Consider the following 18,189-nt stretch of genomic DNA (forward strand, 5'->3'; position numbering starts at 1 on the left):
AATCGCTGTGCATCCTCGCGGAGCGTTTATCTTAGTCGGAGATTGCACTCCCACTAAGACAAATTTGTTGCTCGCCATTTATAGAAGTGGGAGTCTTCTCCGACTAAGATAAACTCTGTGTTCCGACCAAGATCCAGGTTCCGTCTTTTTCGATCAGAACCTCGATCTGTTCCTGATCCTGCATCCAGCTATCTGCTGCAAAATAAGCAAGGAATCCATAATCTGAGCTGCTTCCGTCTTCCTGCCCAAGTGTCAGCGGAAATGCTTCAAAGGTATCGCCCCCGTTTCTGCGAATCGCGATCCTGGAATCCGTATCCAGAATTGCCTCATCCACAAGACCGCTGACTTTAACCAAATCTCCCTGCACTTCTGCGGTGACTGTGCCCCGTGCATTTTCTTCCATTTCCGGATCCATAACTGCTCCGACCGTCAGCTGCGGTGCCTCCATCTGCGGCGGATTTTCTGCCATTTCCGGCAGAAATCGCTCTGCACGCTCCACGATCACAGTATCGGCCTGATGCTCCGCAAGATCGGTCATCTGATAAGGGATACCTCTGGAAAAGTAGGCGTTTGCATAGCTGTTTGCAAAAAACGGAAGGATCGCATTTCCAAAGGAATCGCGGTACATCACCAGACTTCCCGTGCTGCCCGGATTTACCGTTGTGATCTTCGGATCAAAATTGCTCTCCACTTCCCCGACATAGGCAAAGACATCTGCCTTGTCGTAATAAATCTCTTTTTCTTCGATCAGTGCCAGTGGGTAGAGCATCTCATCGAGATCCCCGGTAAAGGCCACGCACTCTTCATAGCTTTCCTGCGTATAATCCGTGTGCTCTTTGTCAAGAGCTGTCATCAGTGCATCCCCTGCCAGTGCCGCACCTTTGTTGTTCCAGTGCGAGTCGCGTTCGTGATAAAGCACTTCATCCGAACTTTTCAAAATTTCTTTCAGATTGACATAATTCACATTTTCTTTTTCCAGATACGCTTCGATCCGGTCCATGTTTTTATCTTCTGAAACGATCATGCTGTCGTAGTACGGCATATTTTCACCGTACAGCGTATTTTTATTCGGAGCGATCGTAAAAAGGAATTTCGCTCCGCTTTTTTCTGTATAATCCTGCATCATACTGAGCGTATGTGCTACATTGAAAAGTGCCCGTTCGCTCATCGGCTCTGTGCCAAGGTAATCGCTTAAAGAATCTTTATAATACAGCCAGCCGTTCTTGCCCTGGATCACGCCGTCGGCTGTGGATACACCAAATATTTTTCCATTTATCAGCGCATTTGCCGTGACAAGCTGCTGACGGAATCCAAAGTGATCCTGGAAATATTCTCCTGCCTCGGAGAGGAAATCGGTATTCCATCCTTCTTCCGTGCGAAGCTGCGGCCAGAGGGCAAGTTTGCGGTTCTCCGTGGCACTGCCCTGGGTCTGCGGAAGCAGCATACCGACACTTGGGATCAGACACAGAACAAAGAAAAATCCGACATAGATCATGTTTCCTTTTTTCTTCATAAGTTCCTCCTAAAATCTGAAATAAATGAACGGATTGTACGTGCCGCCCGCAAGACTTAACATGCATAAAACAAGTCCGACGATACTGCATACAAAAGCCATATTGTTATAGAATTCCTGATATCTGCCATCGCTTTTCCACTTTTCAAAAACCGGAAAGGAGGCAATGCATGCCACTGTAAAGGTTACAAGATAAAGCGGTGTAAGCTGCTGCAGTGCCAGGCTTGTCGATGCCGTTCCCATTGAAAATCCGGTAAACATGGCTTTTACCCACTGCATGCCCTGTGTCATCGTATCTGCCCGGAAAAAGACAAAACCGATGCAAACGACAAGCAACGTATAAATACGCATCACTGCGGTTTTGATCTTTCCGCCTTCTTTTCGGAAAAACGGCACAAATTCTTCCAGCATCAGGAAACATCCATGATAAATGCCCCAGAACAGGAAGGTTACGTTGGCTCCATGCCAGATACCGGTACATAAAAATACGATAAATTTATTGATGCAGGTACGCACCTTGCCTTTTCGGTTGCCGCCAAGCGGAATATAGAGATATTCCAGGAACCAGCTGGACAGGGAAATATGCCATCTTCTCCAGAATTCCCGGATGCTGGTCGAACTGTAAGGATAGTTGAAATTCTCCTTGAAATGAAATCCGAACATCCATCCAAGTCCGATCGCCATATCACTGTAGCCGCTGAAATCAAAATAAATCTGGAATAAATAAGAAAGTGCCCCCACCCATGCGGTCGCTGCCCCGAGCGTCCCGACCGCTGCTCCGAAAAGTGCATCTGCCGTCATGCCCATCACATTTGAGATCAGGACTTTCTTTGACAGACCGGCAATAAAACGGCGGATACCTCTTGCTACGCCATCGGCACTCTGCGTCCGGTGTTCGATTTCCTGCTCAACATCGTGATATTTGACGATCGGGCCGGCGATCAGCTGTGGGAAAAAGGATATGTACAAAAGCACTTTTCCAAAATTTTTCTGAGCTTTGTTTGCCCCACGGTACACATCGATCACGTAGGACATCGCCTGAAACGTGAAAAAGGAAATACCGATCGGCAGACGGATGTCCGGAACCGGAAATCCCGTCCCGAACATCGTATTCACGCTCTCCGTAAGAAAGCCTGCATATTTAAAGATCACCAGAAGTGCGAGATTCAGGATCACCGCCACACTGACGATCCATTTCTTCTGATCTTGAAACCGTTCGATCCAAAGTGCAAATAAATAATTACACAGTGCAGATGCGACCATCAGCACTACATAGACCGGTTCCCCGTATGCATAAAACACCAGACTTGCCAGCAGAAGCATGGCGTTTTTCGCACGGATCCCTGGAAGAATCGTATGTCCTAAAAATACAATCGGCAAAAAGATACATAAAAATACAAGGGAACTGAATACCATTTTCTACCTCCGCCGGATCATTCAAAGCCCTGAATGATCTCTTTGCCGTTCTCTTTGTAGGTATACACGGTAAATCCCTGATATTTTAAGATGCCGTCCATGCCGGCTCCCATACAGCTGTCAAAATATTCTGCCTTTTTCGGCTCGCCAATCAGTGCTTTCAGCCCTGCAAAATCGGAATTCTGCCGGTAAGCTGCCAGTTTTTTGCTCTTCTTCTGATTCAGTCTGCCTTTTTTGTCGAAACAGTAAAGACGGTTCTTCACTGCCGCAGTCCCGGTCAGGGCAGCTCCCTTTTTATTGAAATAATATTTCTGCTTTTTGCCCTTTACTTTCACCGTAACCCATTTGTTCTTTACTTTTTTCCCTTTTGCATTATAGTAATAATACTTGTTTTTCACTTTTACAAGTCCCTGTTTTACCGTGGCTGCTTCTGCCGTCTGCATGGAAACTGCTGCCGGTGAAATGCTGCTTACGGTAACGCCAAGTCCCAGAACTGCTGCTGCGATCAGTGTTTTTATTTTCTTCATTTGTTCTTCCTTTTCTTAAAAATTTACTTTGATCATTTTTGATTTTTTGAACGTTGATTTCATGGAGGAAACCGTCTTCATAAAATATTTGCCTTTGCTGTTTGCTGCAAATTTATCCATGTTCGGATCACAGATATACCATTTCTTTCCGACTTTTACTTCACACCATGCATGATCCTGCCATCTTGCTTTATTAAAGCCGTTGGTCCTGCCAAGGCAGATCCTTGCTTTCACACCGGCTTCTTTTGCCAGGAATGCATACAGAGCCGCAAAATGATAGCAGCTGCCCTTTTTGTTTTTGATCATCTCTGCCGCAAATGTTTTCTCCCAGCCTCTGGTGTTTTTAAAGCCGATCGCCCTTGCATAGCCGTAATTTTTCTCTACATACTGGAACAGTTTTTTCAGCTGCTTTTTCTGTGTCTTTTCTTTCTTTGCTTTGCTCTTCTTTACAAGTTTCTGAACATCTTTTTCAAGTGTGCTCTTTGCTGCTGCCTCTGCGGTCATTGCCGTCTGCGGTGCCATCATACCAAAGGTCAGGACCGCTGCAAGAACAGATGCAGTCAGTTTTTCAGCCATATTTCTTTTCATCTTTTTTCTCCTCGTATAGCCATTTTATTTCTTAATTTTTCCTGAACATTCTTACTATATTACGTTATATCTGCTTATTTCAACAAGTAATCACTATACACGAGTGTCAAAAAATAACTTTTTCCGCTCATTGATGGATACAAAATCACCGTAAGCTGCAAATGCTCAGAATGACCGTCTGCTTTTATTAGACTTCGAAAAACAGAAAAAAGTTGCATCTGTTTGAATTTTATTTCAAACAAATGCAACTGCTGTTTTTCATTTACAAAATGATGTTGGAGTCAAAAGAATCCATACGAATTGTTCCGTACTTCGTACTCCCACAATTCTCTCATAGAATAAAAAAAGAAGCCGAAAATCTTTCCAGATTTTTCGACTCGCCCCTGCCAAGGAATCGATGCGACAGGATTTGAACCTGCGACCTCTACGTCCCGAACGTAGCGCTCTACCAAGCTGAGCCACGCATCGTTTTCTGTTTTATTTTCTGCTGTTTTCGTCAGCTCCATTAATATATCATCTTTCTTTTCAAAATGCAAGTGTTTTTTTTATTTTTTTTATTTTTTCTTTGCTTTTACCACATCTTTGGAAGATACCGTTGCTACTCACTGCCGAAGAAAAATATTTCAACTCTTTACTGCAGTAAAGCTGCTGATTTTTGAAAGCAAAAAGATCCACAGAGCAGTTTTTACACTGTCTGTGGATCTTCTGTTATTTTTTAAGGTGATGTGTGATAGGATTTTTGTGTTTTCATTACTTTACTTTTACACTTTTTTTCTGTCCTTTTCCTTTGAACAGTGCTTTGTATGCCTTTTTCTTTGCTTTCGGTACGCGAACCACTGCATGTTTGTTGATGCCTTTCAGTGCCTGCTTACCGACCGTTTTCAGCTTTTTGCCTTTTACAGTGATGCTCTTAAGTCTGCTGTCACCATAGAATGCTTTTTTGCCGATCTTCGTTACGTTTGCACCGATCACGGCTTTGGTGGCTTTCTTCTGGCCGGCAAATGCCTGATCTGCAACTGCAGTCACTTTGCATGTTACATCTTTGATGGTTACCGTTGCTGCCACGTTGATACTCTTGATGTTCTTCTTTGCAGTGCCATATGCTTCTGCTGTCTTGGCTGCCGCATCGGTTACACGGTACTGTACGCCACCTGCGGTAACGGTATCACCGTTTTTCAGTGTCATGGAATCTTTCAGTTTTGCAATCTCTTCTCTTGCTTTCTTTGCTTCTTCCTGAGCCTTTTTGATTGCTGCCTCAGCCTCTGCACTTTCTTTTTCTGCCTGATCCTGAACTTTCTTCAGTTCTGCCTGAAGAACTGCTTTTTCTTCTTCCAGAGACGCTTTTTCGCTGCTCAATGTCAGGACTTCTGCTCTTGCTGTATTCAGTTCTGCTGTCAGATCTTCGATCTTTTTTTCAAGTGCTGCTTTTTCTTGGGATGCACTGTCTTCCAGGGCTGCCAGCTGATCCTGTGCCTCTTTAATCTGTGTCTGAAGTGTTGTTACATTTTCTTTTACTGTCTTCAGCTCTGTCTCTTTATCTTCCAGCTGCTTTGTCTTTTCTTCCAGCTGTTTTTTCAGATCTTCATTTGCTGCTTTGTCTGCACTTTCCAGTCCTTTGATTGCATCGAAAATCGCTGTGATCTGTGCCTGGATCTCTGCATCTGTCTTGTTCTCGGCATTATAAACTTCTTTTGCTGCTGTCAGTGCTGCTGTCAGTTTTGCATAGCTCTCTGCTGTATAATTTTCTGCATTCAGTTTTTCTGCCAGCTCGATCACATTCTTCAGACCGGCTTTCTTTTCTTCATCCGGAACCGGCTGATCTGGCTGATCCGGATCTACCGGCTCAACTGCACCTTTCTTCTTCACGATCACGATATAGCTGATCATAACATCACAGTTATCAGAACCGCTCTTCAGAGGAATGGTGTTCAGGCTGATATTTCCTGCCGTATCCAGTTTTACATCTTCAAAAGTTACACTTGCTTCGCTGCTGATATGATGATCTGCCTCGTTTGCCAGCTCCGTGCCATCATCCGTTGTCACAGATACTTTTGCATGACGGTTATCTCCTGCCCACTGTGCCCATGGATCATAGTAACCTGCCACAATATCGTAGGTTCCTGCATCCAGTGCAAACTTGTACGTTAAAGTCTTGCCATTCTTTCCGGCTTTGAAGTTACGGATTGTTTCATAAGCACTTCCGCTTCCGTGCACTTCCATATCATCATTGCTGTTTGTGAATCCCCATCCGGACGCTTCGCTGTAAGCCTGGTCCGGAACGGTATTTTTGATCGTTCCTGCGTTTGCTTCTACTGTTTCCTGTCCTTTTGCAGTAAATTCAGATGCTCCTGCATCTACAAAGTAAACAATATTATCTCTGGATACTACGGTACTTACGGTTACAGTTGCGATAATACGTGCTTTTGTATCTACAACTGTTCCGCCGACTGTAAAGGTTCCTGCTTTTTCCAGTTTGTCTGCCGGAATCGCATCCCATTCTACTTCCAGTACCTGATTGCCGACGTTGCTGTATGCAATAATAGTTCCAGGAAGAGCCGGAGCCTGCTTCACTGCGGTTTCTACCGTAACTTCTTCATAACCGCTAATAACTGCATCAACAGCTTTGATCGTAAAGTTTTTCTCTACCACTCCCTGATATTTGCCTTTTCCTGTTACTACAACTGTTGCTGTTCCAGGATTGGTATTGTTTCGGTAGCTCAGTTCGTAGTCTGTGCCTTCTGTCAGGGTCACTGCCTGTGCATCTTCGGATGCTTTGTAAGTAACAACCGGTTTCGGTGCGAGTGCACTTCCTGCGTAATCAAAGCTGCTGTTTTCCAGTGTCACGGTTGTATTGTCACGGTAAATTTCCTGTGCAGCGTAGCGTACCCTTACTTCTGCTGCAGACATATATTTATTTACTTCTGCTGCAGACTGTCCTACGGTTGACACACCATAGAGACGGATATATTTTGCATCGACCGGTGCAAACTGTGCCAGTTTCCATTCTACGGATTTACTCCATGTGCTGTCTGCATCTGATTTTGCAACTTCCGTCCAGTTTTTGCCATCTGTACTTACTTTGATGCTGTACTCTGTAACGATACCGTTTGTGTCGCTGCTTCTCGGCAGATAACGCAGTGCATTGATCTTTTCTGTTTCTTTCAGTTCAATCTGCAAATAACGGTTATCCGGATCATTTCGAAGGTCTGTCGATCCACTTCCTTTTCCCCAGTTTGTATGCCAGATGGTACCGGTCTTTCCATCTGCCGCTTTTGCAACAGAACCGCTGCCTTCTTCACTTGGTGCACGCAGTGTCATGTTCCTGTAATCATAATCCATAGATGCATCGGAAGCACTGTCGCTTGCTGTATTGTCTTTTCCGAGTATAACCGGATAGATGGCACGCATCAGATGATCTTCAGATTCAATAAGGATACGGATCACACCATCTGCATCTTTGTCAAGAATGGTCACGCTTGCATTGTCTTTTCCTTCTGCTGTAAGGTCTGCCGCATCAAATTCTGTTTCATTTACGCCAAACCAGCCTTTTTTCAGGCTTGCTTCATCCGCAATGTGACCACCCACTTTCAGACTGGAAAGTGCTGCTTCTGATCCTACCGTAAAGCTCGGGATCCTGGTGTTCATTTCCAGTTCCGTCAGGGTGGCATCTTTGGTAAATTCTACACGGAAATAGGTTTCGGAAACGGTTTCTTTTACATTGTAAGTACGAACCGTCACACTTTTTTCTTTTTTATTCGTTACCGTGCACTCTACCGGCGTCCAGTTGACTCCGTTGTCGCCGGATGCATAGATTTTGATCGTTCCGGAGGTCGGTGCGGTATCTTTCAGATACATTGTGAATCCTTTCAATTCGATCGCTGTATCCAGACGGAAATCGAGAGTTCCTTTTCCGCTCCATGCCACATCACCAGCACTTGTCTTATCATCCTGCAGTTTCGCCAGGACATCTGCAACAGATGCATCTTCTTTGCTGGATGTACCGTTGTAATACATTTCCGGCACGTTGCCAAGGGCTTCTGCACCGTCTTTGTATTCTCCATTGGTAACTCTGACTGCTGCAGTCACTTCAAAGTTCTGGTCAAATACGGTTGCCGTTCCTTTTACATTCTTTGTTCCGATTGTCGCTGTCAGATCTTTTGGAATATCCCACTTTACCGGAAATTCTGCTGCCAGGATTGTTCCGTCTGCAAGAACTGCCGGTCTGGCTGCCGGAAGACTGACTTCTGCATCTTTTCCGACTGCTGCGGAATAATTCAGGATACCTGCTGTCTGGCCGATCGTACTGACATTGACCGTGATACGCATATTCAGATCTGCTACCGTACCGGATACCGAATACGTTTCTTCTTCTCCGGTAAATGCATCCCAGGTCATCTTCTTTGTCTCAGAAGTATCGTCAGAATAATGGATCTTTACTTCGGATGGGAGAACTGGTTTTGTTCCCTGTTTTATATAATAATTCTTTGCGATCTCATAGCTTACAACGGTCTTTTCTCCGGTCACTCCGCTACCGTCTGCAACTGTGGTAACGACAGTCTGTGCTGCAGTGTATCCGTCTGAAGTTGCCTTTACGGTAAAGCTTCCGGCATCTTTTGTGGACTGAACGATCGCGATCAGTTTTCCTTTACCAGCTTTTCTGGTCGGTTCACTGTAAGAAGTTGTATCGTTCTGAACACCGTTATCAAGCGAAAGGAGCTTGCCGTCACCTTCTACGGCAACATGGATCTGCGGCTCTGCACCGTTTACTTCTCTGCCGTCTCTGTCTGTCACATCGATTTCAACAAAACTTAAATCTTTTCCGTCTGCCGTGATCTCGCTGCGGTCTGCTTTTACGGTAAGTTTGGATCCCTCTCCGGTCGTCTCTGCCACGTTGCGTCCGTCCGTGTCTTTGATCTCGGTCACACCGTCTGCTTCAAATGCTTTTGCCTCCAGTGTTCCCGCCTCATAAGGTACCTGGAATGTTGCATACAGGGAAGTATGTCCGCTCGCCTTGCTGCTGTCAAAACATCCTGTTCCGCTTGTATAATTCTGATAACCACCGGTCGGTGTATCGGTGTGTGCCGCTGTCGCACTTCCGATTTCTTTGCCGTTCAGATAAAGTTTCACAACAGGAGCATCACTGTAAACTACAACCTCTGCCTTGCCGCTGCTATCGAGCATGATCTCCTCTTCATTCCATACCGGGAGAACATGAAGGGTATTTTCGTTGTCATTCCACTGGCTCTGATACAGATAATAGGAATCTTTTGGGATACCTGCCGTGTCAATGATACCAAAGTAAGCGTTCTTTGCAATGTTCGGCCAGGTTCCGTTTGCACCGGTTCCCTGCCAGTTATACGGTGTCGGTTCACCGATATAATCAAAACCTGTCCAGACAAATTCGCCTGCATTAAATTCTTGCTGCATCGTGATCCACAGCCCTGCACTTGCCAGATGTCCCCAGCCTACTGCACTTTTATCATAAGAAGTCAGTCGGCGGTCTCCGCTTCCATTGTCACTGTTGCTGTTCTTCCTGTCGTAAACGCCACGGCTGTTTACGGAAGAGGCTGTCTCAGAACCATAGACCAGCCATCCTCTGCTGTGTCCGTTGCTGATCTGTCCGGAGCTTCCGTAGTTAAATCCTACCAGACCTCCCGGCACGCCATATTTTGCTGCTTCTGCAAAAACAAGTGCTGTGTTTACCTGATTATTGTCTGCCCAGACATTGCTCTTTACCTGATTGTCACCAAAGGTTACATATCTGGTCTCATCTTCTTCTCCGGTCCAGGTAATCAGTTTTTTTGCCACTTCCGGATACTGACTTGTTACATTCCAGTCGATCAGCTGCTGAAAGATTTCATTTCCAAGACTCCACATGATAATGGAAGGATTGTTTCTTCCTCGTCTTACCATGGCTTTGAGGTCAAATTCTGCCCATTTTTCGCCCTCTCTGCCATTTACGATCTGGTTGCCGCTCTCAATGGTCTGGTAGAACCATTTACCATAATCCTCGGTATTTCCTGCTTTTCCGGAAAGCCAGCAGTCAAAGGCTTCTTCCACCAGCATGATGCCTTCACGGTTGCACACATCGATCAATACCTGGGATGCCGGGTTATGTGTTACACGGATGGCATTGACTCCCATCTGTTTTAACTCCTGTACCTGACGTTCCACAGAACGCTCCCAGGCTTCGGATCCAAGAGAACCCTGGTCATGATGCATGGACACTCCGTGCAGTTTGATGTTCTTTCCATTTAAATAGAAACCTTTCTCTGTAGTAAAGTTTACCCAGCGGAAGCCAAAGTCAGAATGGTAGCTGTCTTTTAAGGTATCTCCAACATAAACTTCTGTTTTTACGGTATAGAGGTTTGGATTTTCCGTATCCCAGAGCTTTGGGTCTGCAACGGTGACACTGGCCTCGATCCTGGCTGTTTTGCCCGCTGCAACACTCTGTACCTTTGTCTTTTCGCCCTCTGCTGCCGGGACGTCACTGCCTTTTTCATAAACCGTCTGTTTTACAGAAACATCAGCTGCTTCGCTGCTGTCATTCTGTACTTCCGTTACCACGCTTACGGTTCCTTTTCCGCTTTCAATATCCGGGGTTGTCACGGTCGTTCCGTAATTTGCCACATGTACCGGATCTGCAACGGTAAGTTTTACGTCACGGTAAATACCGGAACCGGAATACCAGCGGCTGGACGGCTGTTTATGATCTACTTTGACCGTGATCACGTTTTCTTCCGATCCGAATTTCAGTTTGTCCTGCGGAAGCACAAAAGAAAACGGGGTATAACCATATGGATGTGTTCCCAGCTTTTCACCGTTCAGATAAACGGCTGCATTCATGTAAACACCGTCAAAATCAATGCTGACCGTCTTTCCCTGCATGCTCTCATCCAGTGTAAAACTTTTGCGGTACCATCCGGTGCCTCCAAGCACATAGCCGCTCTCCTGCTCTGCCGGTGCTGCTGTTGAAAATCCCTGGTCGATGCTGTAATCATGCGGAAGCGTCACATCATCCCAGGAAGAATCATTATAAGAAACTGCTTCCGCACCGTTTAATTCTCCCAGATAAAATCTCCAGTGATCGTTAAAAGAAACGGAACGCTCCTTTCCATCATATGAATTGACGTATACCGTTTCCGGTGTTGATGATGTCTGTGTCTGAGATGCTTCCTGCACGGACGTATCAGTCCCTGCTGCCAGGACACTCACTGCTCCGGTATTAAGTACCATCGCTGCTGCCAGAACACCACTTAAATACTTTTTGTAGTTCATATTGCCCTCCTTTATTTTTCTTTGTTCCCTTTGTTGTGTTTAGTAAAAACAAAATTTTGCTTACCATAACTATACAAAATTTCTTTACAAAAACATATGGAATATTTTTTATTTTTTGGTAATTTTTTCTGTACGATACAAAAAACCACAGAACAGTTCTTACGCTGTCTGTGGTTTTTCTGCTGTTTTTAAGGTGATATGCGTTTTGGATTTATGAACTTACTACTTTACAATGACACTCTTTTTCTGTCCTTTGCCTTTGAAAAGTTTCCTGTAAGCTTTTTTCTTTGACTTCGGTATACGGATCACTGCTTTTTTGTTGATGCCTTTCAGTGCCAGTTTACCGACCGTTTTCAGTTTCCTGCTTTTTACTGTGATGCTCTTAAGTTTTCCATCGCCGTTGAATGCTTTTTTGCCGATCTTGCTCACATTCTTGCCGATCACTGCTTTTGTTGCTTTTTTCATTCCGGCAAATGCCTGATCTGCGATTGCCGTTACTTTGCAGGTATTTCCTTTGATCTTAACCGTTGCGGCTACTTCGATGTGTTTCTGGCTTTTGTTTACCACGCCATAAGCTTCCGCTGTCTTTGCTTCTGCATTGGTCACGCGATATGTTACGCCCTTTACAGTAATGGTATCACCTATTTTCAGTGTCATGGCATCTTTCAGTTTCTGCAGTTCTTCTTTGGCTTTCTGCTCTTCTTCCTGAGCTTTTTTCAGTGCTTCTGCTTCCTCTGCCTTCTTCTTCGCTGCATCTTCCTGAGCTTTTTTCAGTTCTGTCTGCAGGGATGTTTTTTCTTCTGTCAGTCTCTCTTTTTCTGCTTTCAGAACCGTAACTTTTGCGTTTGCTTCATTGAGCTGTTCTTTTAAGCTGTTGATCTGTTTCTGAAGTTCTGCTTTTTCTGCTTCGCTTCCGTTTTTCAGATCCGCCAGATCTTTTTCTGCTTTTTTAAGCTGATCATCCAGATCTGACGCATTCTTCTGTGCTGTTTTCAGTTCGGTATCTTTTGCTGCTAATTCTGCATCTTTTTCTTTCATCTGCTGTGTCAGGTCTTTTTTCGTGTCTGCTGCTGCAGATTTCAGATTTCTGACTGCTTCTGCCAGAGCATTGATCTGTGTCTGGACTGCTTCTGCACTTGGTTCTGTTTCTGCATATACTTTCTCCGCACTTGCGATCGTATCAGAAAGTGCTTTGTAAGATGCTGCTGTATAGTCATCTGCTTTCAGCGTTTTTGCCAGGTCAATGGCTGCCTTCAGTCCTGCTTTTGTATCTGTCTTCGGAATATCCGGCTGCTCTGCTGCTTTTTTCACGATCACGATAAAGCTTACCAGCACATCACAGCTGTCGATGTTGCTGTCCACTTTTTTCAGCGGACTTAAGTTCACAGTCACATTGCCTGCTTCTGAAAGTGTGATATTTTCCAGTGTCACACTGTCTTTGCTGCCGCTGATCTTGTGGTCTTCGTGTACAGCCAGTTCGGTTCCTGCTTTATCTGCCACAGTAATCTTTGTATGACGGTCATCGCCTGCCCACTGTGCCCATGGATCATAGAATCCAGTTACCACTTCATACGTTCCTGCATCCAGTGCAAATTTGTAGGTCATGGTCTTCTGATTGTTTCCTGCTTTAAAGTTGCGGATCGTCGTATAGGCATCCCCACTTCCGTTTGCTTCTACTTCGGATGCCGGATTTGTGAATCCCCATCCGCTTGTTTCACTGTATGCCTGATCTGGTACTGTGTTTTTCAGCGTATCTGTGTAATCCTTTCTATATGCTTTTCCTTCTGCTGAGAAAGCATTTGCACCACAGTCCACAAAGTAAACAGGTACGTCTTCTGCTTTGGTTGATTTTTCCCACTGTGCATAGAGGATTATAGAATCTGAAACCACCGTTTCTTCTGTTACTTTTTCTCCACCTTCCGGCTGTGTAAACCAGCCCTTAAAGTTGTGTCTGTTTCTGGTCGGTGTCGGCAGTTCTCCTGCTTGGTCGCCTTTGTTCAGCGTACGTTTTGTACTTGTTCCTTCCGGAAGGCTTCCGCCGTTTGCATCCAGACTGACAACTGCTTTGCCTTCAGGAATTACTTCGCCACCGGTCAGCTGCAGTTTGTTCATATTGAACTGCCATGTATTTCCGGTCGGATATGCAATCTTGATATAGTTTGTGTCATCCGGCATCTGTGTTGCTGTATAAAGTCTGCTCGGCCAGCTTCCGCTTACGGAAGTATCGGTTGTTTTTGTGTAATCTTTGAATTCTTTCCAGTTTTCTCCGTCTGCCGAAGTATAGAAAGTAAAGTTTTTATTTGCATTTCCATCTGTTGAGCCGGTTCCTCGAAGAACAAAACCTTTGATCGCCGGTGCACGCACGATCAGATATTCCGGATTTGCACTGTTTGTTCCCGGATATACCCCGTAATCAAAACCATAGTTATGGCAATTCTCGATCAGCATATTGTTTGTCCATTTATAAATAACGGACGATTTGGCTGTGATATCTTCAATATCTTTGATATTGGTCTTTGTTCCCGTTGTCTCAACATAGTCAAAGGCTTCTTTTACTTCCCATTCACCAATCTTATTCATCAGTGCCGGCACTTTAACTACATTGTTAAAATCAACGATTACCTTTGCTTTCACCTTATGATTTTCCGGATCAGCGATCCCAAGAACTGTTCCTTCTACATCGACTACATCTGCTTTTGATGTATCCATCTCGGACCATGCAATACGGAATGCTCCGGTATGGGTATCATCTACCTGTACTTCTGCTGTCTGCGGCAGGGACGGCTGTGCCCCTTTTTCTGCATAGTAGAAATCTTTTTCTTTCAGTTTTGCACTCTTGACCGCCACATTGGAAGAAACAAATTTCGTGTCACACCAGTTACCGATATTCTTGCTGTTATCTACACTGGAATCTTCCGTTTTTGTCACCAGTTTTACGATCTTTGCACCTTTGATATCCACATCAAGTGCCAGGTTCTTGGTGGCATGTGTCATGACACCGGAACGGTATCTTGCTGTCTTTTCATCATCGACATAAACTTCGAAAGAAACGGCTCCTTCTGCATCCTGTCCGTTATCAAAACTCAGGCTGACATAAGCACGGAATGCTTCATATCCTTTTCCTTCTACATTATAAACGGCTTCTGATCCGCCAAGCATACTTAAACCTGCTGCATATTCGGTCGGCTTTCCGCCCTGATCGATACGTACGCTCAAACCTGCACCGTTTACGGTCTTGTCTTTGCTTACTGTTCCTGTTGATGTGTATTCCAGATCACCTGTTGCCACCGCATATTTCACATCGACATTCGCAACAGCTTCCATATCAGAACCAAGGATCTTGCTCTTTACTTTTAAAATTCCTGCTGCTGCCACATCTGATGCCTTGATCTGCCAGTCTGTACCTACAATTTCTTTGCTTTCGTCGGTAAAGGTTACTTCCACACCTGCCGGCAGAACCGGAAGTGTTCCGATTACGGTAGAGGCATGTACTTCCTCGACAGACTTGATCTCTTTTACGCTTACTTCTGTTTTTACAGTAACTTCCGGTCCGATCTTTCCGGTCACTTCAAATTTTCCTGCTTTTGCATAATTTTCTGCCGGAACTTCATCCCAGGTTACCGGGGCAGAACCTTTTGTGCCGTCTGCATACTCGATCGCTGCAAACTGCGGCAGGGACGGTTCTACATTTACCAGTGTTGTTACATTGTCTACCGTTGCGGATTTGATATCTTTGACTGTTACAGTACATTCAAACGTGCCTTCCATGCCTTCTGCCGTTCCGGTTACTTTGTAAATACCTGCCTGGTTTGCATTCAGGTTATCCAGGTTCCATCCGGTTACCTGATGCTCATCAATCACACCGTTGCTGTACTGTACTTTTACGGTTTTCGGCAGAACAGAATCTGCAGAAATGCCTTTGCCCATCACTACGGATGCGTCCAGAAGCTTCGGTGCATCCGTTCCGTCACCCGGAAGTTCGTTTTTAGAACCTACCGTAATGGTATTGGATTTCAGGATACCTTTGTCACTCTCAGCTGTCGCTGTGATCACAATGTCATCGGTGCTTCCTTCTTCTGCTTTTACGATCAGCAGTGCTTTTCCGCTGAACGCTTTGCGGTTGTCTGTGTTTTTGTATGGATCATGGTCACGTGGATCACCGTTGTCCACAGATACGATTTCGCCGCCTTCTACGTCGAAAGTGATACGGTTGTCTGCTCCTGGAACCATGATTCCTGTATTGTCCTCAATCGTAGCTTCTACAAATACCATATCATCGCCATCGTTTTTGATGTACGTTCTGTCTGCGGAAAGTTCTACCTGTGCTGCATCACCTGATGTATTTACCACATCGGTTGCGATCACGTTTCCTTTTCCGTCCGGCTGATCATAGCCGACTGCTTTGAGTTCGCCTGCTTCGTAATCCAATCCGCTGGTTCCTTTTGTCCAGTAGATATATACCGGAGAAGCAGTCTGTTTGTCATAATTTTTGATACCAAGTGATTTTCCGTTTAAGAACAGTTCCACACTCTTTGCATTTGTGTAAATGTATACCGGCACTTTCTGTCCTGCTTTGAAATTCCATTTTTGCGGCAGAAGATGTACGGTCGGTGTATCCGTCCACATACTCTTGTACATATAGACAACATCTTTTGCAAAACCCGCAGTGTCGATCATACCAAAATAGGAACTCTTGGATGGCCAGCTTCTTGGTGTCGGCTCACCTAAGTAGTCATGTCCGGTCCATACGAACTCACCGGCTGTGTATGTTTTGTCTCTGTGTGCTTCCAGAGAAGCGGTTGCCGATGAAAATGTCCAGTAAGTCGGATATTCATTACATCTGTCGCTGCTTCCTTCTCCTTCCAGGAAGTAAACACCACGGTAATAATAAGCGGATACTGTCTCAGATCCAAAAATAACCATATTCGGATATCTGGAGTGGGCACCGTCATACTGTCCGGTTGCATAGTTAAATCCGGACATTTCTGCTTTTGCCAGATGCTTTTCCTGCTGTGCATTATTTGCCCAGTAATTGTCCCAGGTTGGCGGGCATGCTGCGACCGGTCTTGTCGTGTCGATCTCTTTGATCCATCCGGTCAGCATATCCAGTGTGTTTTCACCATGTTTGTAACGTGCATCGTAAATTTCGTTACCGGTACTCCATGCAAAAATACAAGGTGCGTTCTTGTCACGCTCTACCATCGCTTTGATATCACGTTCTGCATTGGACTGCAGATCATCACGTTTTACTTCTATATAAGAAGTGTCATTGTTGGTATTGTCATTTCCGGCTTTATCAAAAACGACCGTCTTTCCATCTGCTGCTTTATTAAAGTAGTTATGATAATCATCACTGTTTTTCGAATACAGCCACTGATCAAATGCTTCTTCAAATACCAGCATTCCAAGACGGTCACACGCCTCGATAAACTCCGGTGACACCGGGTTATGGGAAGTACGTATCGCATTGACACCGTATTTTTTCAGTGTACGGATTCTTCTGTCAACAGCTGCCTGATACGTCTCCATACCAAGCGATCCAAGGTCAGAATGTTCACAGACACCATTCAGTTTTGTATGCACACCATTTAAATAAAATCCACTGTTCGGATCCGTAGCAATATAACGGATACCAAAACGGCTGTCGGTGCTGTCCACAACTTTGCCATTCTGGATAATCTCCGTTCTTACCCAGTACAGGTTCGGAGAATCCACGGACCACAGTTTCGGGTTTGATACCTCCACACTCTGGCGGATCGTTTTTGTCGCTCCCGCCGGTATCTCGATATCATCGGTCTGTGCAGATACTATATCACCTGCCTTATCATAAACCGTTGACTTTACAGAGACTGCTTTTGCAGCGGTATCAGAATCATTTGCAACATCGGTATTGATGTCAACACCTGCTTTTGCGGCATTTTTAATTTCTTCATATTTTCCGCCTTCTGCTTCCAGCTTTTCAAACGGAGTGGTGATCTGCACGCCGTTCACCGGAACATTCAGTTTCTCAGTGGAGATCAGATATACATTACGGTAGATACCGGCTCCTGCATACCATCTTGCACTGCTGTTGCTGCTCTGTACTTTGACTGCAATTACGTTCTCGCTGCCATCGTATTTCAGATATTTGCTGATATCATAAGTAAAGGTGTTGTAGCCAAGGTACTGCTTCCAGTTGTCCTCGGTATGTCCGTTCACCCATACCTGGCTGATCATCTGCACACCGTCGAATTCAATCGAAACGGTCTTGTCTTTAAAATCATCGGAAAGTGTGAAGCTCTTGCGGTACCAACCGACACCGCCTGCCAGAGAACCCTGTGCTGCTCTGACACCATTGCTGTTCTCATAAGTACCATAGATTGCCCAGTCATGCGGCAGATCCACCGTGTCCCAGCTCGAATCATCGTAGTCCACACCGTCCGCCTGAACGGAAGTATCGTTAATGTTGTACTTATTGACCAGTTTAAATTTCCAGTCATCTCCAAATTTCATTTTACGCTCACTGCGTTCTGTTTTCTCTCCTGTTTTCTGAACGGCTGCTGCGACATCTGCCGCTTCTGCTTTCACCGGAGCCGGAAGAATCCCGATTCCACCAAAAACCATGGCAACACTCAAGGCTAACGCCGTCCATCGTCTCGCACCTTTTCTTTTTTCGTTCATTTTTTCCTCCTTTTTGCTGCTTTTCACAGTATCCGCAACGTGTTTAGTGAATTTATACACTTTGCTTACTGGTAATATACAAAATTTTTCACCAAAATCATATGTACTATTTTTTGTTTTTTGGTACTTTTTTTACCGTTTTCCATTTCTTTCGCTTTTTTCCTGTGTTATACTAATAATGTTGGATCAAAAATTTTTTGGAGGTTG

7 protein-coding genes and 1 tRNA gene are annotated in these 18,189 nt (G+C 44.9%); all 8 read right to left on the reverse strand.

The genetic code is table 11. The features are described from left to right. Window positions 1-103 precede the first annotated feature (103 nt). Window positions 104-1,513 carry an alginate O-acetyltransferase AlgX-related protein gene (locus tag LKD42_RS10410; protein WP_248835649.1) on the reverse strand — a complete coding sequence of 470 codons (1,410 nt, stop codon included), beginning with the start codon at window positions 1,511-1,513 and terminating at the stop codon, window positions 104-106. 9 nt (window positions 1,514-1,522) lie between these two features. Continuing rightward, a complete protein-coding gene (locus tag LKD42_RS10415) occupies window positions 1,523-2,929 on the reverse strand; it encodes an MBOAT family O-acyltransferase (RefSeq protein WP_248835650.1) in 1,407 nt (468 codons plus the stop codon). Between the two features lie 17 nt (window positions 2,930-2,946). After that, window positions 2,947-3,456, reverse strand: a complete 510-nt coding sequence (locus LKD42_RS10420) for a hypothetical protein (RefSeq protein WP_147631880.1) — start codon at window positions 3,454-3,456, stop codon at window positions 2,947-2,949. Window positions 3,457-3,471: 15 nt separating this feature from the next. Next, entirely contained in the window at window positions 3,472-4,044 is a 573-nt protein-coding gene (locus LKD42_RS10425; RefSeq protein WP_248835651.1) for a transglutaminase-like domain-containing protein, read from the reverse strand. 394 nt (window positions 4,045-4,438) lie between these two features. Continuing rightward, window positions 4,439-4,512, reverse strand: a tRNA-Pro gene (locus tag LKD42_RS10430). A gap of 57 nt (window positions 4,513-4,569) precedes the next feature. Then, entirely contained in the window at window positions 4,570-4,719 is a 150-nt protein-coding gene (locus LKD42_RS10435) for a hypothetical protein (RefSeq protein WP_248835652.1), read from the reverse strand. A 75-nt stretch (window positions 4,720-4,794) separates the two neighbouring features. Next, window positions 4,795-11,322: a discoidin domain-containing protein gene (locus LKD42_RS10440; RefSeq protein ID WP_248835653.1), complete on the reverse strand. Its 6,528-nt coding sequence runs from the start codon at window positions 11,320-11,322 to the stop codon at window positions 4,795-4,797. A gap of 222 nt (window positions 11,323-11,544) precedes the next feature. Then, on the reverse strand, window positions 11,545-17,982 hold the full coding sequence (locus tag LKD42_RS10445; protein WP_248835654.1) for an Ig-like domain-containing protein: 6,438 nt from the start codon (window positions 17,980-17,982) through the stop codon (window positions 11,545-11,547). Window positions 17,983-18,189: the final 207 nt, after the last annotated feature.

The organism is Hominisplanchenecus faecis (assembly GCF_020687205.1).
GTDB lineage: Bacteria > Bacillota > Clostridia > Lachnospirales > Lachnospiraceae > Hominisplanchenecus > Hominisplanchenecus faecis.